The 21,173-nt window shown below is 65.9% G+C and carries 18 protein-coding genes; 11 read left to right on the top strand and 7 right to left on the bottom strand.

Going from position 1 to position 21,173, the window contains the following annotated elements; all coding sequences use genetic code 11:
* Complete coding sequence (locus tag P6U31_RS24135) at positions 1–2,256, top strand: xanthine dehydrogenase family protein molybdopterin-binding subunit (RefSeq protein ID WP_407184267.1); 2,256 nt, start codon at positions 1–3, stop codon at positions 2,254–2,256.
* A 7-nt stretch (positions 2,257–2,263) separates the two neighbouring features.
* Positions 2,264–2,896 carry a hypothetical protein gene (locus tag P6U31_RS24130; RefSeq protein ID WP_407184266.1) on the top strand — a complete coding sequence of 211 codons (633 nt, stop codon included), beginning with the start codon at positions 2,264–2,266 and terminating at the stop codon, positions 2,894–2,896.
* A 52-nt stretch (positions 2,897–2,948) separates the two neighbouring features.
* Here the strand turns inward: P6U31_RS24130 and P6U31_RS24125 are convergent, their stop codons facing one another.
* The 7 genes from P6U31_RS24125 to P6U31_RS24095 form a co-directional block, all read right to left on the bottom strand.
* Positions 2,949–5,702: a beta strand repeat-containing protein gene (locus P6U31_RS24125; protein WP_407184265.1), complete on the bottom strand. Its 2,754-nt coding sequence runs from the start codon at positions 5,700–5,702 to the stop codon at positions 2,949–2,951.
* Positions 5,703–6,117: 415 nt separating this feature from the next.
* Complete coding sequence (locus tag P6U31_RS24120; protein WP_407184264.1) at positions 6,118–7,713, bottom strand: MBL fold metallo-hydrolase; 1,596 nt, start codon at positions 7,711–7,713, stop codon at positions 6,118–6,120.
* The gene (locus P6U31_RS24115; protein ID WP_407184263.1) at positions 7,710–8,630 is read right to left on the bottom strand and encodes a ribose-phosphate pyrophosphokinase; all 921 of its coding nucleotides are present in this window, start codon (positions 8,628–8,630) and stop codon (positions 7,710–7,712) included. The genes P6U31_RS24120 and P6U31_RS24115 overlap by 4 nt, the downstream gene beginning before the upstream one ends.
* Positions 8,627–10,168 (bottom strand): thymidine phosphorylase family protein, encoded by a 1,542-nt coding sequence (locus P6U31_RS24110; RefSeq protein WP_407184262.1) that lies wholly within the window; start codon positions 10,166–10,168, stop codon positions 8,627–8,629. Before P6U31_RS24110 ends, P6U31_RS24115 begins: the two co-directional genes overlap by 4 nt.
* 210 nt (positions 10,169–10,378) lie before the next feature.
* Positions 10,379–10,543 (bottom strand): Flp family type IVb pilin, encoded by a 165-nt coding sequence (locus tag P6U31_RS24105; protein ID WP_407184261.1) that lies wholly within the window; start codon positions 10,541–10,543, stop codon positions 10,379–10,381.
* Positions 10,544–10,829: 286 nt separating this feature from the next.
* Positions 10,830–11,066: a hypothetical protein gene (locus tag P6U31_RS24100; RefSeq protein WP_407184260.1), complete on the bottom strand. Its 237-nt coding sequence runs from the start codon at positions 11,064–11,066 to the stop codon at positions 10,830–10,832.
* Between the two features lie 58 nt (positions 11,067–11,124).
* Entirely contained in the window at positions 11,125–12,105 is a 981-nt protein-coding gene (locus P6U31_RS24095) for a Ku protein (RefSeq protein WP_407184259.1), read from the bottom strand.
* 228 nt (positions 12,106–12,333) lie between these two features.
* Between P6U31_RS24095 and P6U31_RS24090 the strand changes: the two genes are divergently transcribed.
* The 9 genes from P6U31_RS24090 to P6U31_RS24050 all read left to right on the top strand — a co-directional run bounded on the left by P6U31_RS24090 (position 12,334) and on the right by P6U31_RS24050 (position 21,057).
* Positions 12,334–12,489, top strand: coding sequence for a hypothetical protein (locus P6U31_RS24090; RefSeq protein ID WP_407184258.1), 156 nt, complete (start codon positions 12,334–12,336; stop codon positions 12,487–12,489).
* Between the two features lie 227 nt (positions 12,490–12,716).
* Complete coding sequence (locus P6U31_RS24085) at positions 12,717–13,382, top strand: response regulator transcription factor (protein ID WP_018315821.1); 666 nt, start codon at positions 12,717–12,719, stop codon at positions 13,380–13,382.
* 94 nt (positions 13,383–13,476) lie between these two features.
* Positions 13,477–14,853 (top strand): ATP-binding protein, encoded by a 1,377-nt coding sequence (locus P6U31_RS24080; protein ID WP_407184257.1) that lies wholly within the window; start codon positions 13,477–13,479, stop codon positions 14,851–14,853.
* Positions 14,854–15,012: 159 nt separating this feature from the next.
* Positions 15,013–16,413, top strand: a complete 1,401-nt coding sequence (locus P6U31_RS24075) for a hypothetical protein (RefSeq protein ID WP_407184256.1) — start codon at positions 15,013–15,015, stop codon at positions 16,411–16,413.
* Between the two features lie 98 nt (positions 16,414–16,511).
* On the top strand, positions 16,512–16,781 hold the full coding sequence (locus P6U31_RS24070) for a hypothetical protein (protein WP_407184255.1): 270 nt from the start codon (positions 16,512–16,514) through the stop codon (positions 16,779–16,781).
* 132 nt (positions 16,782–16,913) lie between these two features.
* The gene (gene ccmI, locus P6U31_RS24065; protein WP_407184254.1) at positions 16,914–18,026 is read left to right on the top strand and encodes a c-type cytochrome biogenesis protein CcmI; all 1,113 of its coding nucleotides are present in this window, start codon (positions 16,914–16,916) and stop codon (positions 18,024–18,026) included.
* Positions 18,027–18,063: 37 nt separating this feature from the next.
* On the top strand, positions 18,064–18,591 hold the full coding sequence (gene ccmE / locus P6U31_RS24060; RefSeq protein WP_407184253.1) for a cytochrome c maturation protein CcmE: 528 nt from the start codon (positions 18,064–18,066) through the stop codon (positions 18,589–18,591).
* On the top strand, positions 18,588–20,570 hold the full coding sequence (locus P6U31_RS24055) for a heme lyase CcmF/NrfE family subunit (protein ID WP_407184252.1): 1,983 nt from the start codon (positions 18,588–18,590) through the stop codon (positions 20,568–20,570). Before ccmE ends, P6U31_RS24055 begins: the two co-directional genes overlap by 4 nt.
* Positions 20,571–20,574: 4 nt before the next feature.
* Positions 20,575–21,057 (top strand): cytochrome c-type biogenesis protein, encoded by a 483-nt coding sequence (locus P6U31_RS24050; RefSeq protein WP_407184251.1) that lies wholly within the window; start codon positions 20,575–20,577, stop codon positions 21,055–21,057.
* Positions 21,058–21,173 lie beyond the last annotated feature (116 nt).

Genomic DNA, 21,173 nt, shown 5'->3' with positions numbered 1-21,173 from the left:
ATGGGCCGCATGCAGAGCCTTTCCCGTCGCGCCTTCGTTTTCGGCTCCGCTGCCGTCGCCGGCGGCATTGCCTTCGGCGCCTATGGCAATGCCGAAGCCGCGGCGCCAAGCGCCAGCGACAATCCGCTGGCTGCGGGCCTCGGGCCGGATTCCGTCACCTTCAATCCCTGGGTCGAGATCAGTCCGGACAAGATCACGCTCATCGCCCAGCACGCCGACATCGGGCAGGGCGTCGGCTCGGTGCAGCCGATCATGATCGCCGAAGAGATGGACCTCGATCCCGGGCAGTTCGAAGTCCGCTTCGCCGGCCCGAGTCCCGCCTATTTCAACACCGGGTTCAAGGAAGAGCTGGCGCCGTTCCTCGCCTCCGATCAGAGTCCCGCGGCCGAAGCGGGTCGCGCCGAGGCGCTCGAAGGTCTTCGAAAGTCCGGCCTGCAGATGACGGGCGGCTCGAGCACGATCCCTGACACTTATGAGAAGTTGCGCATGGCCGGGGCCGTGGCGCGCGAGACGCTGAAGGCGGCTGCTGCCGGGCGTTCCGGTGTCGCGGTGGCCGACCTGCGCACCGAGTCCGGTCACGTGATCCTGCCCAACGGCTCCAAAATTGCTTATGTCGCGCTGGCGGCCGAAGCCGCAAAAATTCCGCCGGTGCTCGATGCCAAGCCGCGCGATCCCTCGACCTGGCGCATGCTGGGCAAGCCGATGCAGCGCCTCGACATCCGTGCGAAGGTGATGGGCGAGCTGAAATTCGGCATCGACATGAAGATGGACGGCATGCTCTACGCCTCCGTCAAGCTGAACCCCGGCAAGGGACAGCCGCTGAAATCCTACGACGCCAGCAAGGCGCGCGCGATGCCGGGCGTGAAGAAGATCCTCGAGATCAAGAACGGCGTTGCGGTGATCGCCACCAACAGCTGGTACGCGATGAAGGCGGTCGACGCGATCGCATGCGAATGGGCGCCGTCGGCCTATCCCGCCGAGCAGGCCGGCCATTGGAAGGTCCTGGAATCATCGTTCAAGCCGGAATTCCTCGGCAAGGAATGGCGCAAGATCGGCGATATCGAAACCGGGCTGAAAACGGGGAAGCTCGTCGAAGCCGAATATCGCGCGCCCTATGTGGCACATCAGCCGTTGGAGCCGCTCAACGGGATCGGCCTCGTTACCGATGCGGGGATGGAAATCTGGGTCGGCCATCAAAGCCCGCGCTTCGTGCAATGGGTCGCGGCGACCGCGATCGGCCTCAAGCCGGAACAGGTCACCTTCCACAATCAGTGGACCGGTGGAAGCTTTGGCCATCGTCTCGAGTACGAGAACGTTCGCGTTCTTGCCGAGATCGCCAATCAGATGAAGGGCACGCCGATCAAGCTCGTGTTCTCGCGCGAGGAGGATTTTCTCCAGGACATCCCGCGGCAGATCGCGATCGCGCGGCATCGCGGCAGCATCGACAAGGGCAAGATCCTCGCGGCCGATCTGCAGCTGGCCTCGACGGCTCCGCTGAAGGGGCTGCTCGAGCGTTCGGGCACGCCATCGAAGGATCCTGACGGTCAATTGGCGGCCGGCCTCTGGAACGTCTATTACGACATCCCCAATTTCCGGGCCACCAGCTACGAGGCGCAGGGCTTGTCGCCCAGTACGACATGGCGTTCGGTCGGTGCATCAACGGCGGGCTTCTTCACCGAGAGCTTCATCGACGAACTGATCCATGCCGCTGGCCTCGATCCCATGAAGGCGCGGATCGCCATGTGCAACGTGCCGCATTATCGCAAGGTGCTGGAGACGGTCGCGGAGATGTCGGACTGGAAGGGGCCGCTCGGCGATGGCAGGGGCCGGGGCGTCGCGTTCGTGGAGTCCTTCGGGACGCCGACTGCGGAGGTCGTCGAGGTAACGGCGACGGACCGCGGCATCCGGATCGACAAGGTCTGGGTCGCAGTGGACGTCGGCAAGGTGATTGATCCCGTCAACTTCGAGAACCAGGTGCAGGGTGGCGTCGTCTGGGGACTCGGCCACGCCATCAATTGCGAGCTCACTTATTCAAGAGGCGCGGCGCAGCAGACCAACTACAATCACCACGAAGCGATGCGGATCTATCAATGTCCAGTCATTGAAGTTCGCGGGCTCGAGAACGATCCCAAGGTGAGGGGAGTCGGAGAGCCGCCGGTTCCGCCGGCTGCGCCCGCGCTCGCCAATGCGATCTTTGCAGCGACCGGAAAGCGCATCCGCGAGATGCCTTTCAACAAGTTCATCGATTTCGTGTGAGGGGATGATGAAGAGATCTCTGATCGCGGTGGTGCTCGCCGCCTCGTCAATTGCAGCCCTCACGGGAATTGTCGCGGCCAAGAACGAGACCACGAAGGATATCTTGCCGCCGGGCAGCGTCAGCCGAGTCGTGGGGCTGGAGGCCTGGAAGCGGATCGAGGCCGTGGTGACGCATCCGCGTTGTGCCAACTGCCACGTCGATGCCAAGGCCATCCCGATCTGGACCCCGGCCGGCGAAACCAGGCCGCGCGTGCATGGCATGAACATCCACGGCGGCAAGAGCCGCATCGGCGCCGAGGCGATCCCGTGCTCGACCTGTCACATGACCTCGACGCAGGCGAACGAGCCGGCACCGGCGCCGCCGCGCGCAGGCATCGACTGGCAGCTCGCGCCGGTGGCTTTCATCTGGTTCGGCAAGTCCGGCGCCGAGATCTGCGCGCAGCTGAAGGATCCCAAGCGCAATGGCGGCCGCGACGCCGCCGGCCTCGTCGAGCATTTGCGGCACGATGCCTCGCTGAACGGCTTCATTCCGCGGGGCTGGGCGCCCGGGGCTGGCCGTACGACGCCGCCGGGCACCTTCGAGGATCACGTCAAGGACATGGCCCTGTGGGGCGCCGCCGGACAACCCTGCCCGAACTGACGACCGCGCGCCCTGATGGCGCGCGATCGCATCGGCCGCGCGATCGGCCTGCTCAGACCAGCGAGCCCGCGTGCAAGCTTGCATGGGCGAGCAACGATTGAATCACGACGTTGCTGCCGGGCCCTCCGTCCAGCACATCGATGCCGCCGCCGCCGATCAGCACGTCATCGCCAAGCCCGCCGAGCAGCGTATCGTTGCCGGCGCTGCCGATGAGGACGTCATCGCCGACACCGCCGTCGAAGACCAGATGCGGCCCGCCCGTGCCGACGCCCGACGCGGTGATCACATCGTCGCCGCCGAGGCCATTGATGGTGATGGTATCGTTGAAGTCGAAATTCTCGATCACGACCTGGCTCGCGAGGCCGTCGATCACCAGCGCGCCATGGCTGTTGAGCGACAGCGTGATGACGTCGTCGCCGCCGGTGCCGTTGATCACGATGTTGTCGACCGCGCCATCGCCGCCGGGAGTGCCGGGGACGCCGCCGAGGTCGATCTTCACCTGCGTCACGTCGGTGCCGCTCATGTCGCCGATGGTGATCTTGTCGGCGCCGCCGCGGGCATTGAACGCGATCGTTTCGACGCCCCCCGTGTCCATCGTCACGGAGGCGACGTCGCGCGTCAGCTCGGCGCGGGAGCCGTTGGCGAAGATGTTGATGGTTTCGGCGATGTTGGCGCCGTTGAACAGCAGGGTGTCGCTGCCGGCCTGGCCCTCGATCGTATCGTTGTCGTCACCGGGATTCCAGACGAAGGTGTCGTTGCCTGCGCCCATCAACGCAACGTCGTTGCCGTCGCCGCCGTTGATGAAATCGTCGCCCTGGCTGCCGCGGATGGTGTCATTGCCGATGCCGCCGTTGATCGTCAGCTGCAGCACACCGGCAGCGAGCCCGCTGGCGTCGATGACGTCGTCGCCGGCGAGGCCATTGAGCGTCAGTTGATCGGCTCCATCCATTGCGGTCAGGTGGGTCGCCGCATGCAGGCCGAATACCGTCACGCCGCCGGCATTGCCGCTGACGCCGAACGTGTCGGCGCCCTGGGTCGCATCGACCGCGACGGTATCGACGGCCCCGTCAGGCGTTCCGGCCGAGCCGGCGAGGTCGATGTTGACCCGTGTCACGTCGGTCCCGGTCAGATCTCCCACAGTGATATGGTCGGCGCCGCCGAGGGCATGGATATCGACGTGCTCGACCCCGTGCAGGTCCATCGTGATGTTGCCGACATCGCGCGTCAGCAGGGCGCGGTCGCCGTTCGCCACGAGGGCCATGGTCTCAGCAATGTTGGCGCCGGAGAACTGCAGCGTATCGATGCCGGTGCCGCCCTCGACGGTATCGCTGCCGTCACCCGGATCCCACTTGAAGATATCGTTGCCGGCGCCCAGCAGTGCGGTGTCATTGCCGCGGTTGCCGTCGACGAAATCATTGCCGTCCCCGCCGATCAACGTGTCATTGCCGGCGCTGCCGAGGATCGTATCGTTTCCGGCGCCGCCATCGATGGTCAGGTGCACGATCCCTGCGGCCAGCGTCGCCGCCGAGATCGTGTCGTTGCCGCCGAGGCCTTCGATGACCAGCGCGTCGTTGGCGCCTTCCGTATTGGTAAGAGTAACGGCGGCGGGCAACCCTGCGACCATCACCGAGGTGCCCGAGCCCGATACCTCGATCGTATTGGCGCTGTTCGTGCCCACCAGCGTCACCGTATCGGCTGCGCCGTCGCCGGCCCCGGCCGACCCGAGATCGATATTGACCTGTTTGACGTCGGTCCCAGCCAGATTGTCGATCAGGATGTTGTCGCTACCGCCGCGCGCGTTGATGGTGATGGTTTCGATGCCGTTCAGGTCCATCTTGACGTTGCCAACGTCGCGGGTCAGAAGCACGCGTCCGCCGTTTGCCGCAGACAGGGTGATGTGCTCGGCGATGTTCGCGCCGTTGAACAGCAGGGTGTCGGTGCCGGCCTGTCCGTCGACCTTGTCGCTGCCGTCGCCGGGGTCCCACTGGAAGATGTCGTTGCCGGCGCCCAGCAGCGCGGTGTCGTTGCCCTGGTTTCCGTCGATGAAGTCGTTGCCATCGCCGCCCAGCAGAAGGTCCGCGCCATTGCCGCCGAGGATCGTGTCGTTGCCGGCTCCGCCGTCGAGGGTCAAATTGATGAGCGCGGCAAGATTGCCCGTCGCGGTGATGAGGTCGTCACCGCCACCGGCATGAACCACGAGATTCTCGGTGGTGCCGATGTCCAGCGAGAACGGCGCCGGATCGACGCGGTCGAAGCGCACGCGCGTGCCGTTGGCCGTGATGGCGAAGGTCTCGCTGCCGTTGCCGCCGTTCACCTCGGCGGTGTCGATGCCATCGCCGCCTTCCATCAGGTCGCTGTCGTCGCCGGGGTTCCAGATCATGCGATCGTTGCCGGCTTCGCCGAACATCTGGTCGTTGCCGTCGCCGCCGATCAGCACGTCATCGCCCGAGCCGCCGAACAAGAGGTCATTGCCGCCCTTGCCGAACAGCGTGTCATTGCCGGACTGGCCGAACAGCATGTCGTTGCCGGATCCGCCGGTCAGCGTGTCGTTGCCGGCGCCGCCGAACAGGTTCGCCGCTGGGATGGCGCCGTTGCTCTCGTCGATCGTGATGATGTCGTTGCCGTCGAGACCGAAGGCCTGGATCAGTTTGGTGTTGGCGACCGTCGCGGGGCCGCCTTTGATCGCGACCGCGCCATGGTTGACGACGATCGTGCCGGCCGCGTTTCGGCCCAACGCGACCGTGTTGTTGGGGCCGTCGCCGAGGACGGTGAGAATTCCGGCGGAAAAATTCGCTGTGACAGCCATGGGCGCTTCTCGCTCTACGTGATCGAAATAGGCCGCCCGGCGGGATCGTGACGCTTTTCGCGAGGCCGCGGCGAACGGCAGACGACCTCGTCTGTAGGCCGGGACGGTGGTTCCGGCTTCGCGGATATCTTCGGAGGGGCTCCTGTTTTGCTTGAGAACCGCTTGATTTTCGGGAAGGCGAGGTGAAGAAGGCAGTTCACGCAGCCGTGTTTCGCGGCGGCTCGGCCGATTGCCACTTACAACCCGTTGTGTCGCCGACGGGCAAGACACGCCAGTGCTGGGTCGACAGGCGCTCGCAAAATATTCGTATTTACAGAAGTTCGGATTTATCGTACAGGACGGGCATCCCGCCCGCCACGAGGGGCGTAATGACGAGTTTGCCGCGAGGCCTTGCCGTCAAACGCCATTCAGCGACTCACGCCTTCTCCTCCAGCGCGCGGCGGAGCCGTCGGATGATGACGCCGCGGGCGCGGTCGTCGGCGGCCGCGCCGATCCTGTCGTTGATGTCGAGCATGAGCTCCGACATGTCGTTGTGCCAGTCGAGACGGGTCACGGCCTCCGGCGCGAGCCGCCGGCGATGATCGACGTCGAGAATGCGCGGTTCGGGCGCGGCCAGCTCGTAGACGTCGTCCAGCATCGGCTGATAGATCCTGGCTGCGGGAATGATGCGCTCGGCGACGCGTGCGGCCAGTCCCGCGATGGCGTCTTCCTCGCCATGGACCAGGAACAGCCCGCGGGAAATCGGCCGGCGCGCTGCGATCCAGCTCGCGATGCCGGCGCCGTCGGCATGGCCCGAATATTCGTCGATCATGCGGATGCGGGCCGCGACCTTGATCTCCTCGCCCTGGATCCGCACCGCTTTGGCTCCGTTCTGGAGGAAGCGGCCGAGCGTGCCGTTGGCCTGGAAGCCGGCGAGCAGCACGGTCGCGCGCTCGTTCCACAGCCAGCGCTTCAGATGATGGCGGATGCGGCCGGCGTCGCACATGCCACTCGCGGCGATGATGATATGGAAGCCGGACAGGCGCATGATCGCCTTGCTCTCGTCCGCGGTCTCGGTGAACTTCAGATGCGGCGAGTTGAGCAGGCGCGAGACGTCGACCGACGGGTCGAGGCTCGCGGCATGGCGGCGAAACACTTCGGTGGCGCGGATCGCGAGCGGCGAATCCAGGAAGATCGCCGCGGTCGGAATCTCGCCATGCTCCATCAGGTCGACGAGGTCGACGATCAGCTCCTGGGTGCGCTCGACCGCGAAGGCGGGCATCAGCAGTGCGCCGCCCGCCGCCGCGGCATCGCGCACCTCGGCCGCGAGGTGCTTGCGGCGAAGGGCAGGCGACGTGGCCTCGCGGATCCGGTCGCCATAGGTCGATTCGGAGATGACATAGTCGAGGTCGGTCGGTGCCTCGGGATCGGGCTGCAGCAGCTTGGCCTCCGGTCCGACGTCGCCGGAGAGCAGCACGCGCAGCGGACGTGGCGCGCCCGGCTCGGCGATTTCGAGCTCGATCGAGGCCGATCCGAGCAGATGGCCGGCGTTCCAGTAGCGCGCGCGAACGCTTGGGATCACGTCGGTCCAGCGCTCATAATCGACCGCGCGAAACGATTGCAGCGATGCGATCGCATCGGCCTGCGTGTAGATCGGCGCGACCTGCTTGCGCCCGCGCGAAGCATTACGCCGGTTGAGCTGCGCGACTTCCGATTCCTGGATGCTGCCGGCGTCGGGCAGCATGTAGGAGCAGAGATCGATCGTGCCGCGCGTCGCCAGGATCGGCCCCTCGAAGCCGGCGCGCACGAGCTTCGGCAGCAGACCGCTATGGTCGATATGGGCATGCGTGAGCAGCACCGCATCGATATCGGCGGGACGAAACGGAAAGGCGCCGTAGTTTAGCTCCTTCAGCGTCTTCTGTCCCTGGAACAGGCCGCAATCGATCAGGAAGCGGCCGCCTGCGGTCTGGAACAGATAGCTCGAACCGGTCACGGTGCGGGCGGCACCGCAAAATCGAACGGTGATGCTCATGGCCTCGTCTCCGGAGGATGGGGTGTGGTCAATTCGGACCGCAACGCGGCTGCAAGACTCTCGTCGAGCGCAATCGCGTTGGTCGGATGCGGCACGCTGTCGGTCGAGCGTACCGACCGGATGCCGGCTTCAGTGAATGCATGGATCATCGCGGGTGGAAACAGCGCGTGGGTTACGATCGCATCGACGGCGGTCGCGCCCATCGCCGTCAGGGCTTTCGCAGCGGCGATCAGCGTCGTCCCCGAGGAGACGATGTCGTCGATCAACAGCGCGGGCCGTCCCGAGACCAGGCCGGGATCTGCAAAGCTGATTGCAACCGAACGATCACCGTGCCGCGTCTTTTTCGCCACCGTGTGCTGCAGCCGCAGCCGGCTCGCGATATCGCTGACCCAGGGCTCGGACTCCATGTCGGGTCCGATCACGATTGTTGCGGGGTCGACGCCGCCCGTCGCCAGCGCGTTCGCGATCGCCGGCATGGCGGACAGGTTCTCCGCTTCGATGCCTGGAAAGATCAATCTGATGTCGGGGGTACGATGCAGGTGCGCGTCCACGGTGACGACGCGGTCGACGGTCGTCGCGAGCAGTTTGCCCATGGCGCGCTGGCTGATGGCTTCGCCCGCATGAAACGCGGCATCCTGCCGCATGTAGCAGAGATAGGGCGCGACCAGCACCAGCCGCTTCGCGCCGCCACGCCGCAGCGCCTCCGCAGCGAACAGCAGCGTGATCAGCTTGTCATTGGGTTGATCGAGCGGAACATAAAGGATCGTGGTGTCGGTCGTCGGCGCGACGGCGACGCGCAGCTCGCCGTCCGGAAAGCGATGCACGGCGATCCCGGCGCAGGCAAGCCCGAGCCGCGCCGCAAGCCGCCTCGCCGCATCGCTGCCGCTGGGCAGTGTCTGGAGCGCGATCGTGCTCACGACGCCGACTTGTCCTGCGGGGCCGTGTGACCGTTGACGACGTAACCGGTCTCTTCAATGGCGGCATCGGCCGCCAGGTCGTGCTCGGGGCGGTCGAAGGTGTAGACGCGATAGAGCGGCTCACCCTGCTCGACGCGATCGCCGATCTTCTTGAACAGGCGGATGCCGGCACCCTTGTCGAGCGGGGCGCCAGCGGTGCGGGCGAGGCGGTTCAGACGCAGGCAGTCGATCGCGGACACCGTGCCGTCGCGCGCTGCCTTGACGTCGAAGCTGAGCGGGCCCAGCTCGTTGCTGGAGGTCGAGGGGCCCTGGGCGTCGATGATCTTCTGCATCTGCTTCAGCGCCGCGCCGCTGTCGAGCAATTCGCGCGCCCTTGCATAGCCGGCGCCGCCGCGCAGCTTCGGATCGTATTCCAGCAGATGGGCGGCGAGCCGGAGCGACTTCTCACGCAGATCGCGCGGCGCGTCCTTGTCGTTGCCGAGCACGGCCATGACGTCATTGGCCTCGAGCACCGGCCCGATGCCGTTGCCGATCGGCTGGCTTCCATCGGTCATGATCACCTCGACCGAGCGCCCGTAGCGATCGCCCACGAATTCGAACAGCTTGCGCAGCCGCATCGCCTCGACGCCGCTGGTGACCTTCGCGGTCGGCCCGACCGGAATGTCGATCAACAGATGCGTCGAGCCCGCTGCGATCTTCTTGGACATGATGGAGGCGACCATCTGCTCGCGGGTGTCGAGGCTCAGCGGACGCTCGACCGAGATCAGGACGTCGTCGGCCGGCGACAGGTTCACGTGTCCGCCCCAGATCAGGCAGCCGTTGCAGGCCGAGACGATCGCCTTCATCTCCTCGACGCCGACATTCACGCGCGCCAGGACCTCCATCGTGTCGGCGGTGCCGGCAGGCGAGGTGATGGCGCGGGAGGAGGTCTTGGGGATCGGCAGGCCGTGGGCGGCGACGATCGGCACCACGACCATCGAGGTGCGATTGCCGGGGATGCCTCCGATGCAGTGCTTGTCGACGACAACGGGCGTCGGCCACACCAATTGCGTGCCGGCCTGGGCCATTGCCCCGGTGAGGGCGAGCAACTCGTCGCTGGTGATGAAGCTCGCCGAACCGATCAGGAAGGCGGCGATCTCCATGTCCGAGTAGCGATAATGTGCGAGGTCGTTGATGATCTCGCCGATCTCGGCCTGGCTCAACGTTCGGCCGTGGATCTTGGCGCGCACCGCTTCCAGGCTCTCCGGGGGCGAGGCGGGCCTGATCGTCACCAGGGTGCCGGCACCTTGCGCGAAGCGCCGGAAGGCCGGCTCGGAGAGCCCGATCTCGTCCGGGGCCGCCAGCGTGTCGTCATCCGTGATCAGCAAGGTCGCCAGCAGCACCTTGTCGCCGCGACGAAGCTCGACACGGCTGAAGCCGCGGAAGATCTCGGCGCGCAGCGCTTTCGACTGCCTGGAGAGGACGACGACGTTCTCGCGGCCGGTATCGAGCCGGACGCGGCGGATCTTCAATTGGGAGTGCGGAAGGTCTGGATGCATGGACAGGCCGGCAGGGAGAAAACCAGGCCTTCATGCTTAGACGTCGCGGTGCAGATGCTCTTGACCCAGATCATGGCCGGCGCGCCGCTGCAGGCATGGGTGTGCCGTCACGCATTCGCGCCGTTGCAGGCCTGCCGGTCCGGAGATGACGGAGGGGCTGGATGCCGTGGCGATATCGCCGTGTCGGCCGGCCAAATCAGGGATCGGGCGCTATTTGATCGCCGTGCTGATCGCGACGAATTTGTTATTGAGGAGGGCGCCGCCTGTGTTGTTCACGGCCGTGACGATGACCATCGCGATCCCTGCGGCAATGAGGCAGTACTCGATTGCGGTCGCACCACTCTCATCGGCAAGGAAAGACGTAAGCAAGCGCATTGCCAACTCCTGTTCATTCGATCCAACGTCTGGTCGCGTCGTCATCGAATTCACAAATAGATCGAATAAGTCTTTGTGCGCGGCAAAAGAATTAAGCCCGGGCGAGCGCGCCTCCGCTCATACGACGGCATTCATTAAATTAGGGTTCCGCCGCTCCATCCAAATGGATTCAAATCGGCTGGCCCCCGGGGGCTGTCGAGCGCTGGACGGCGTTCGCTGCAACGGTGGCATCGGGGAACGCGTGCCCCTTAACGGACTGTTGACGCTGTTCGCGGGGACATCCCGCTCATCGACGCCGGTGAGCCGCATTCAGGGCGCGCAACATGGCGATACGGGCGAACATCACCCAGCCGCCGCCTGCCTCGGCCGCATTGATCAAGGTCTCGATGGCGGTCTGCCAGTGCACCTCGTGCTGGGCGTCCGCGGGCAGCTGCATGATGTAGTCCGCCGCCTCTTGCAGCGTGAGCAGCGTGCGCTTGTTGCTGACGCGGACGGGATCGTCGAACGCCGTCGACCAGGGCATGTCAGGCCGCCTGGTCCGCGAGGAGGGGCATCACGGCGCGATCGCGGGGGTGATGCGGTCAGCCGGCCTTCTTCGTCCGCGCCGGCGCGCGCACCGGCTTGTCGGCGGCCTTCCTCGGGGTCGTCGCAGCCTTCGCCGCCGCCTCCTTGCCGCCCTTGCCCGAGATCGGCAGCAGCATCTCGCGCTGGCCCTCGACGCGCTTCTTCGGCTTCTTGGCCTTGGGCGTCTCCCTGGCAACCTTCGCCGCAGGCGCGGCGTCCTTCTCGTTCGCAATGCTCTTCTTCAGCGCGTCCATCAGATTGATGACGTTGCCGCCGCTCTTCGGCGTCGCCTTGGCCGCGATCGGCATGCCCGACCGTTTCTTGTTGATGAGATCGATCAGGGCGGTCTCGTAATGATCCTCGAACAGCTCGGGTTCGAACGCGCCGGACTTCTTTTCGACGATGTGCCTGGCGAGATCGAGCATGTCCTTGGTCAGCTTCACGTCCTGGATGTCGTCGAAATATTCCGTCTCGCTGCGGACCTCGTAGGGATAGCGCAGCAGCGTGCCCATCAGGCCGCTGGCGAGCGGCTCGAGCGCGATGATGTGCTCGCGGTTGGTCAGCACCACGCGGCCGATCGCGACCTTGTCCATGCTGCGGATGGTCTCGCGGATCACGGCATAGGCGTCGTGGCCGACCTTGCCGTCCGGCACGAGATAATAGGGGCGGATCAGATAGCGGTTGTCGATGTCGGTCTTCGGCACGAACTCGTCGATCTCGATCGTGTGCGTGGAATCCAGCGCGATGTCGTCGAGCTCGTCCTTGGTGACCTCGATATAGGTGTCGGTATCGACCTTGTAGCCCTTGACGATGTCCTCGGAGGTCACCTCGTCCCCGGTCTCGGCGTCGACCTTGAGGTACTTGATCCGGTGGCCGGTCTTGCGATTGATCTGGTTGAAGGAAACCTTCTCGGTATCCGAAGTGGCCGGATAGAGCGCGACCGGACAGGTCACGAGCGACAAACGCAGAAAACCCTTCCAATTGGCGCGGGGGGCCATGGGCTACTCCAAACGCAACAGGGACGAGCCCCGAGGATAACATCGCCTTGGAGCGAATCATAGCAACCGTCGCCGCGGAATCGTCCAACGGCGTTAATCGCCGGCCTGATGCCCACGCCTGCGGGCCAATGATCCGGAACATCGCGGATGATCAGGCGTTGCCCCGACACTTCATGGCCGCGAGGAGGTCGCGGCAAGCCGACGCGACAGGCAGAGATTGAGGTCACCATGGCAGCCACTCGAGAGCAGAACCGGATCGTGGAAACCCCGACCGAGGCGCGCCAGGGCGAGCCCGGGCCGTCGGTGGCGGCGCTGCTCGCCATCTCGACCGGGCTGGCGATCCTGATCCTTGCCGTCATCTGGTTCGTGTTCTTCCGCACCTGACGGCCGAATCCGGACACCTCGGACCTTTCTGACCGCCGCGCATCGCGGCATGTTGCGCCCGCCCTGCCGCCGGAGCCCGCCGGCGCGGCGGGCGCAGTCGCATTGTCTGGCGACAGGTCGTATATGACCAAAAAGTAACGCGGGCCGGTTCCCGGCGTTCATATTCAGTTCACGCCGGAATTGCTCATCTGGCGCGGTGTTGTCGCGGTCTATTTCTGGAGAGAAACGTGCGCCTGCTCGTTGTTGAGGACGACCCCGATCTCAATCGCCAGCTCACCAAGGCGCTGACCGACGCCGGCTATGTCGTCGATCGCGCCTTCGACGGGGAGGAAGGGCATTATCTCGGCGACAACGAGCCGTATGACGCCGTCGTGCTCGACATCGGTCTGCCGAAGAAGGACGGCATCTCAGTGCTGGAGGCCTGGCGCCGCAACGGCCGCACCATGCCGGTGCTGATCCTCACCGCACGCGACCGCTGGAGCGACAAGGTGCAGGGCTTCGATGCCGGCGCCGACGACTATGTCGCAAAGCCATTCCACCTGGAGGAGGTGCTGGCGCGCATCCGTGCGTTATTACGTCGCTCCACCGGCCATGCCCAGAGTGAGCTCAGCTGCGGCCCGGTCACGCTCGATACCCGGACCGGTCGGGTCAGCGTCTCCGGCAATCCCGTCAAGATGACGTCGCACGAATATCGGCTTCTGGCCTACCTGATGCACCATTCCGGGCGGGTGGTCTCGCGCACCGAGCTGGTTGAGCACCTCTACGATCAGGATTTCGACCGCGACTCCAACACGATTGAGGTCTTCGTCGGCCGCATCCGCAAGAAGCTCGACGTCGACATCATCCAGACCGTCCGCGGCCTCGGCTATCTCCTGACCCCACCGGCTGCCTGACGCGTTCCGGGGCTTGACGGCCAGCCCGACAGGGCCCTTGGTCCGGACATGAGCTCCGACGCCCTGCCATCCTGCGCCTCCCGGGACCATTCCGATGGCCGCTAGTTCGCTTGCCAATCGCCTGTTCCTGTCGGCGACCGCCTGGCTCGTGGTGATCCTGGCCATCACCGGCGTGGTGCTGTCGTCGGTCTACAAGAACGCCACCGAGCGCGCCTTCGACCGCCGGCTCAATCTCTATCTCCGCACCCTCATCGCCGAGGTCGCCACCCCCGACGAGCCGCCGGACCGCCAGTTCCAGTCGCTGGGCGAGCCGCTGTTCGAGCTGCCGCTGTCCGGCTGGTACTGGCAGATCACGCGGACCGACACCGAAAAGCCCGAGGTGCGCTCCTCGCGCTCGCTCTGGGACAAGAAGCTGCCGAAGCTGGAGGAGCAGGGCGCCGAGCTCACCGCCGCCGGCATTCGGCTCGCCTATGTCGACGGACCCGAGGGGCAGAATCTGCGCATGGTGGAACGGCCGGTCGATCTCGGCGCCGACGGCAAATTTCTCGTCAGCGTCGCCGGCGACGACACCGAGATTTTCGATGAGACGCGCAGCTTCGACTATTACCTCGGGGGCACTTTCACCGCGCTCGGCATCGTGCTGCTGCTGACGACGGTGTTCCAGGTCCGCTTCGGCCTCGCGCCGCTCAAACGCATCTCGGAATCCATTGCCGACATCCGCTCCGGGCGCGCGGAGCGGCTCGAGGGTGAATTTCCGGTCGAGATCGCGCCATTGGCGCGCGAGACCAACGCGTTGATCGATGCCAATCGCGAGATCGTCGAGCGCGCGCGTACCCATGTCGGCAATCTCGCCCATGCGATCAAGACGCCGCTCTCGGTCATCGTCAACGAGGCCGGCGCCCACGTCGCCGATCCCTTCGCAGCCAAGGTGATGGAGCAGGCGGACGTGATGCGGGACCAGGTCGCCCACCATCTGGAGCGTGCGCGCATCGCAGCGCGAGTCTCGGTGGTCGCGACCGTGACCGAGGTGGCGCCCGCCATCGAGGCGCTGCGGCGGACCATGGAGAAGATCCATCGCGATCGCGGCATCCTGGTCGAGGCCAAGGCCGATCCGTCGGCGAAGTTTCGCGGCGAGCGCCAGGATCTGGAGGAGATGGTCGGCAATCTCGTCGACAACGCCTGCAAATGGGCGGCCTCGCGTGTCTTCATCGAGGTCCTGGTGGAGACGCCGCCCCAGGCGGGGGCGGGTCCGCGGCTGCGGATCCTTGTCGATGACGACGGCCGCGGCTTGTCGGAATCAGAGCGCGCGCAGGTCTCCCGGCGCGGCCAGCGGCTCGACGAGTCCAAGCCGGGATCGGGATTGGGCCTGTCCATCGTGGTCGATCTCGCCGCACTTTATGGCGGCAGCCTCTCGCTCGGCCGTGCGCCGACCGGTGGCCTGCGCGCCGAACTGGTCCTGCCGGGTGTGTAATCTATTGTTCCCGCTGGATTTTTCGTCCCTGCCGAGGCCCGGCGGAAGTCCCCCGAGAAGATTCGCTCCCGCTTCCTAAACGGCTTCTTAAGTGGGCCCTCCTATGATCGAGCCGGACGCATCCCATGTCCGCCATTTTACCATGCATTACCCGGGCGCATGAGCCAGACATCGATCGAGCGGCTGAGGGAATATCTCGCGCAGCTCCCGCCGCAGTCGCAGGCGCTGCTGATGCGGGAGTTCGAGCGTGCGCTCGAGCGCGGCCAGGATACGGCCGTGGCGACCCTCGTGCTCGAGCAGTTGCGCAAGATCGTCCGTAAGTCCGAAGCCGATGAGGCCCCGCCGCCGCGTACGGACGATCTGTCGCGGCTGTTGTTCCAGGTGCTGGAACCATTCCTGGTGGAAGCGGGCGTCCCGATCCGGGTCGGCCAGATCCGGCGCTCCTCGCTGCAGCCGATCTGGCAATGGCTCGGCCGTGACGGCGCACCGGACAAGGTGAACGAATTCGAGGCCACGCTGGCGCGCATGCCGGCCGACAGTGCGGGGCAGGTCGAAGCCCTCGCGCAGAAGCTCCAGGCAGTGGCTGCGGACGCCATTTTCGAGCTGACGGGTCCTGGCGGCGGGGACAAGTCGCGCGCCCTGGCCCGGGTCGGCCCGCCCAACGTGATCGAGGACCTCTATTCGATCGGAGCGGTGCTTCAGGTCCGGGAGGCCATCGCCGGCCTGAACGAGAAGCTGCCGCGCTTCCTGCGCGCTTTCGGCGATTCCCAGATCGCCTCGGTGACGTCGGCGCTCAACATTCCGGTGCTTCAGACCCCGCAGATGCTGCCCTTCGCGCTGTCGGTCGTCGTGCAGCGGATGACCGCGCCGTGGCAGATCATTCGCCTCGCCATTAAGATTGCCGCCTCCGACGACGAGATCCGCGTCGCGGCCACGCCCTATGGCGTCGCCGTCACGATCGCGCTGCACGATCTGTCCTGTGTTGCCGCCACCCTGCGCATGGACATCAAGCGCGGCCATTTCGACAACGTTGCCGGCAATCTCAAGGCGTTGCACGACGGCGTGCGCGGTCTGCGCACCGAGCTCGACCTGCGCAACGATTCCGCCTGGGGCAAGCAGCTGACCTCGATCCGGGCCGACATCTCCAATGCGCTGCAATCCGAGATCGACAGCGTTCCCGGCCGCGTCCGCCGCATCCTGCGCCAGCGTCCCGAGAAGGACATTCCGCCGGGCGCGCGGATCGACAGCACCGAGGTGGAAGAGACCGTGGCGCTGATCGATTTCGTCGCGACCTGCCGCAACTACGCGAGCGAGCTTGCGATCAACGAGGTGACGCTGCGCACCTATTCCGACCTCCAGCAATATGTCGAACGCTCGACCGAGCAGCTGGTGCAATCTCTGCGCGCGGCCGATCACAAGGTCCGGACCTATCGGCAGCAGCAGGTGCAGGCCGCGATTCGCTTCTGCCGGGTGCTGTTTGGCGATGATTATGCCTCGCTGATGAGCCGCGCCGCGGAGAACGCCGCTACGGGCGAGCGCAAATCGTCGCGCGCCAGCTGATTCAAGCGCATATTTTCCTGATCACAATTTCTGGTTGACCTTGTCGGTGGCGCGCCGTACGGTTCGCGTGCAAGTTCGGGGAATTTCTACTTGTGCGCATGAAACCCGTTATCAGCTCGATCGAAATCGAGAACCGCGTCGTCGTTGCCAAGTATCAGAGACTGATGGTCGGCGCGAAGGTGGTGCTGGTCGAGAAGGCGAGCGGTCGGCAATTGTCCGAGACATGCACCAGGGTCTCATCGCCGGTTCCGGTCGGCGCGCTGCGCATCAGATTGCCGGATGTCATGAACCCGGGAACATACTTCCTGAAGGCCTTCAATGGGCGCGGCGAGGACGCCGCGCAAAGTGCGGATTTCGAGATCCGCTAAGCCGTTGGCTTTTCAACGTTTCGGGAGCCGCGCGCGCTCGCGTCGAATTGACAATTGTCAATTGCCGCCTCGTCCGGCCGTGGTGTAAAGGCACCTATAGGCGCTGTTCGTGCGCTCCCGGAAGCTTGCCAGATGACGCTATGGTTCGTGTTCGCGCTGATGACGGTCGCGGCGATTTTCGCCGTGCTCTGGCCGCTTGGCCGCAAGGAACGCGCGCAAGACGGGGGTAGCGAGGTCGCGGTTTACAAGGACCAATTGGCCGAGATCGAGCGCGATCTCGGTGCGGGACTGATTGCCGCCCCGGAAGCCGAGGCGGCGCGCGTCGAGATCAGCCGCAGGCTGCTCGCCGCGGCCGCGAGCGAACCCGCGGTGGCGCCGACCTCGAATCTGAAATGGCGCCGTGTGGCGGCGGTGCTGGCGCTCGCCGGTCTGCCGCTCGTTGTGATCGGCGTCTACATGCCACTCGGCTCGCCTCGGCTTCAGGACTTTCCCTTGGCGCAGCGGGAGCGCGGATCCGGGTCCGGCATGGCGCAGTCGCTCGAGAATCTCGTCGCGCAGGTCCAGGAGCATCTGGAGAAGAATCCGACCGACGGGCGCGGCTGGAACGTGCTCGCGCCTGTGCTGCAGCGGCTCGGCCGCTTCGACGAGGCAGCGCGCGCCTATCGCAATTCGCTCACTTACAATGGTGAAAGTTCCGAGCGCCGTGCGGATCTCGGCGAGGCCATCTCGGCTGCCGCCGGCGGCGTGGTGACAGCCGAGGCCAAGACCGAGTTCGAGCGCGCACATGCGCTCGACGCCGACGATCCCAAGGCCAACTATTTCCTGGGGCTCGCCGCCGAGCAGGATGGCCGCAAGGACGAGGCGGCCAATATCTGGCGCGCGCTGCTTGCGAAGGCGCCGGCGGACGCGCCGTGGCGTGCCCTTGTGCAGTCCTCGCTGGCGCGGGTCGGTGGCGGCGGCACGATGCCGGCGCTGTCGGACGAGACGATCGCCGCTTCCAGGGACATGGCCGAGGGTGACCGCAACGCGATGGTGCGCGGCATGGTCGAGCGTCTGGCGACCCGATTGAAGCAGAACGGCGACGACGTCGATGGATGGCTGCGCCTGGTGCGCGCTTATCTCGTGATGGGCGAGCGCGACAAGGCGATGGGGGCGTCGGCCGATGCCCGGCAGGCCGTTGCCAGCGATGCCGAGCGGCTGCGCCAGCTCAACGAAGGCCTCAGGACACTCGGGCTCGGCGGATGACGATGCCGGCACGAGCGAAGCGGAGAACGGATAAGCCATGACGCGCAAGCAGCGACGTATGACCATCATCGGCGGCTCGCTCGCCGTGCTCGCGCTCGCGGCCGCGCTGGTGCTCAACGCACTTCGCGACTCCATCGTGTTCTTCTCGACGCCGACAATGGTCGCCGAGAAGCACGTCGCGCCCGGCAAGCGGTTTCGCCTCGGTGGGCTGGTGCAGCCCGGCTCGCTCCAGCGCGGCGACAACCTTGCGGTGACCTTCGAGGTCGCCGACGGCAACGCCAAGCTGCCAGTGGCCTACAAGGGTATCCTGCCCGACCTGTTCCGCGAGGGGCAGGGCGTCGTTGCCGAGGGCGCGCTCGATGCCAATGGCGTGTTCAAGGCCGATACCGTCCTTGCCAAGCACGACGAGACCTACATGCCCAAGGACGTCGCCGATGCCCTGAAGAAGCAGGGGCATTGGAAGGACGATTACGGCGGCAAGACTTCCGACAGCGGCAAGACGTCCGATGCGGGCAAGCCCGCGGCGACGACCGCGCAGGGCAATCCGCAAGGAGCAGTGCGGTGATCGCAGAATCCGGACATTACGCGCTGGTGCTGGCGCTTGGGCTCGCACTGATCCAGTCCGTCGTCCCCCTGATCGGCGCGCGCCTGCGCGATGCCGCGCTCATGAACGTGGCGCGCTCCACGGCGCTGGCGCAGCTCCTGTTCGTCGGTGGCTCGTTCGTCGCGCTGGTGATGCTGCACGTGAACTCGGATTTCTCGGTCGCCAACGTGTACGAGAACTCCCATTCGATGAAGCCGCTGCTCTACAAGATCACCGGCGTCTGGGGAAACCATGAAGGCTCGATGCTCTTGTGGGTGTCGATCCTCGCGCTGTTCGGCGGGCTGGTCGCGGCCTTCGGCAACAATTTGCCGCTGTCGCTGCGCGCGCACGTGCTCGCCGTCCAGGCGTGGGTCGCCAGCGCATTCTATCTCTTCATCCTCGTGACCTCGAACCCGTTCCTGCGCATCGCCAGCCCGCCGATCGAGGGACGCGACCTCAATCCGGTGCTTCAGGACATCGGCCTCGCCGTGCATCCGCCGATGCTCTATCTCGGCTATGTCGGCTTCTCGATCTCGTTCTCCTTCGCGATCGCCGCGCTGATGGAGGGACGGATCGACGCCGCCTGGGCGCGTTGGGTGCGGCCGTGGACGCTGGTCGCCTGGATCTTCCTGACGCTCGGCATCGCCATGGGCTCGTACTGGGCCTATTACGAGCTCGGCTGGGGCGGCTGGTGGTTCTGGGATCCGGTCGAGAACGCCTCGTTGATGCCCTGGCTCTCTGGCACCGCGCTGCTTCATTCGGCCCTGGTGATGGAGAAGCGCAACGCGCTCAAGGTCTGGACCATCCTGCTGTCGATCCTGACCTTCTCGCTGTCGCTGCTCGGCACCTTCCTGGTGCGCTCGGGGGTCATCACCTCGGTGCATGCCTTCGCCACCGATCCAACCCGCGGCGTGTTCATTCTGCTGATCCTCTGCGTGTTCATCGGCGGCAGCCTGTCGCTGTTCGCGGGCCGCGCCACGTCGTTGAAGCAGGGCGGCCTGTTCGCGCCGATCTCGCGCGAGGGGGCGCTGGTCTTGAACAATCTGCTGCTCACGGTCGCCTGCGCGGTCGTGCTGTTCGGCACGCTCTATCCGCTGGCGATGGAGATGCTCGCCGACTTCAAGATGTCGGTCGGTGCGCCCTTCTACAATCTCACCTTCGCGCCGCTGTTCGCCCTGCTGCTGCTCGCCGTGCCGTTCGGGCCGATGCTGGCGTGGAAGCGCGGTGATCTGCTCGGCGTGACGCAGCGCCTGCTCGCGGCGGGCGTCGCCGGGCTCGTTGCCGTCGCCATCGCCTGGGGCTGGGCGCGCGGCGGCAGTGCGCTGGCGCCGCTTGCGATCGGGCTCGGCGTCTTCGTCATCGCCGGCGCCGTCACCGACATCGTCGAGCGGACCGGCCTTGTGCGGCTACCGTTCGCAACGGTGCTGCACCGGGCACGCGGCCTGCCGCGCTCGGCCTGGGGCACGGCGCTCGCGCATGCCGGCCTCGGCGTGGCGCTGATAGGGATCGTCTGCGAGACCACCTGGAACAGCGAATATATCGCGACGATGAAGCAGAACGACGTCGCCCACATCGCCGGCTACGACGTGAAGCTCGACGGTTTGCTGCAGCGTCAGGGCCCGAACTACCGCGAGATGATCGCAGAGTTCAACATCAGCCGCGATGGCGAGCCCGTCAGCGTCATGACGCCCTCCAAGCGCAGCTTCACCACCCGCGGTTCGTCGACCACCGAGGCCGCGCTGCTGACGCGCGGCGCGAGCCAGCTCTACATCTCGCTCGGCGATGCCACGGCCGAGGGCGCCATTGCCGTGCGCATCTATCACAAGCCGCTGGTGCTGCTGATCTGGTGGGGACCGGTGTTGATGGCGTTCGGTGGCGTGCTGTCGCTGTCCGACCGGCGCTTGCGGGTCGGCGCGCCGAAGCCGGCGCGGGCCAAGCAGCGTCTGCAGCCGGCGGAGTGATCTGATGCGCCGGACGATGGCCGCGTTTGTCGCCCTGATGCTGCTGGCCTTGCCTGCGGCGCATGCGGTGCAGCCCGACGAAATCATGCCGGACCCCGCCAAGGAGGCCCGTGCGCGCGAGCTGTCGCGCGAGCTGCGCTGCATGGTCTGCCAGAACCAGTCGATCGACGATTCCGATGCGCCGCTGGCGCGCGACCTGCGGCTGTTGGTGCGTGAGCGCATCGCCGCCGGCGACAGCAATTCGCAGGTGCTCGACTTCCTGGTCGCGCGCTATGGCGAGTTCGTGCTGCTGAAGCCGCGTTTCGAGCGTCAGACCCTGCTGCTGTGGTTGCTCGGGCCACTGCTGCTGATCGGGGGCGGCGTGGCGCTGTGGCTGCAGATCCGGCGTCGCGCGCGCGGCGGTGCCGACGTACCAGCGCCGCCGCTGACACCGGATGAACAGGCGCGGCTCGCGGCCTTGATGTCCGACGAGCCCAAATCTCCCTAGCGAGCGACGTCGTCCTGGCTACGTATTGCTACGTAAGTCGCCGGCCGCCGCCCGCGCGCTTCATGCTATATTGACCTTTGTCTGGAAGCTTGTCGCAACATTCGATTCCAGACTCT

Origin of the sequence: Bradyrhizobium centrosematis, from assembly GCF_045571495.1 — a bacterium.
Lineage (GTDB): Bacteria > Pseudomonadota > Alphaproteobacteria > Rhizobiales > Xanthobacteraceae > Bradyrhizobium > Bradyrhizobium centrosematis.
Note: the sequence above shows the minus strand (reverse complement) of the source record. Positions and strands in the feature narration are given on the sequence as shown.

Bases quoted from the DNA above. Each gene is read 5' to 3' on its own strand.
- P6U31_RS24100 (WP_407184260.1), bottom strand. From the start codon at position 11,066: ATGCCCTGGTCGACGGCGTTCGACGATCCCGTCCGCGTCAGCAACAAG.
- P6U31_RS24130 (WP_407184266.1), top strand. From the start codon at position 2,264: ATGAAGAGATCTCTGATCGCGGTGGTGCTCGCCGCCTCGTCAATTGCA.
- P6U31_RS24050 (WP_407184251.1), top strand. From the start codon at position 20,575: ATGCGCCGGACGATGGCCGCGTTTGTCGCCCTGATGCTGCTGGCCTTG.
- ccmI (WP_407184254.1), top strand. From the start codon at position 16,914: ATGACGCTATGGTTCGTGTTCGCGCTGATGACGGTCGCGGCGATTTTC.
- P6U31_RS24110 (WP_407184262.1), bottom strand. From the start codon at position 10,168: ATGCATCCAGACCTTCCGCACTCCCAATTGAAGATCCGCCGCGTCCGG.
- P6U31_RS24075 (WP_407184256.1), top strand. From the start codon at position 15,013: ATGAGCCAGACATCGATCGAGCGGCTGAGGGAATATCTCGCGCAGCTC.
- P6U31_RS24070 (WP_407184255.1), top strand. From the start codon at position 16,512: ATGAAACCCGTTATCAGCTCGATCGAAATCGAGAACCGCGTCGTCGTT.
- P6U31_RS24135 (WP_407184267.1), top strand. From the start codon at position 1: ATGGGCCGCATGCAGAGCCTTTCCCGTCGCGCCTTCGTTTTCGGCTCC.
- P6U31_RS24120 (WP_407184264.1), bottom strand. From the start codon at position 7,713: ATGAGCATCACCGTTCGATTTTGCGGTGCCGCCCGCACCGTGACCGGT.
- ccmE (WP_407184253.1), top strand. From the start codon at position 18,064: ATGACGCGCAAGCAGCGACGTATGACCATCATCGGCGGCTCGCTCGCC.
- P6U31_RS24095 (WP_407184259.1), bottom strand. From the start codon at position 12,105: ATGGCCCCCCGCGCCAATTGGAAGGGTTTTCTGCGTTTGTCGCTCGTG.
- P6U31_RS24090 (WP_407184258.1), top strand. From the start codon at position 12,334: ATGGCAGCCACTCGAGAGCAGAACCGGATCGTGGAAACCCCGACCGAG.
- P6U31_RS24125 (WP_407184265.1), bottom strand. From the start codon at position 5,702: ATGGCTGTCACAGCGAATTTTTCCGCCGGAATTCTCACCGTCCTCGGC.
- P6U31_RS24105 (WP_407184261.1), bottom strand. From the start codon at position 10,543: ATGCGCTTGCTTACGTCTTTCCTTGCCGATGAGAGTGGTGCGACCGCA.
- P6U31_RS24080 (WP_407184257.1), top strand. From the start codon at position 13,477: ATGGCCGCTAGTTCGCTTGCCAATCGCCTGTTCCTGTCGGCGACCGCC.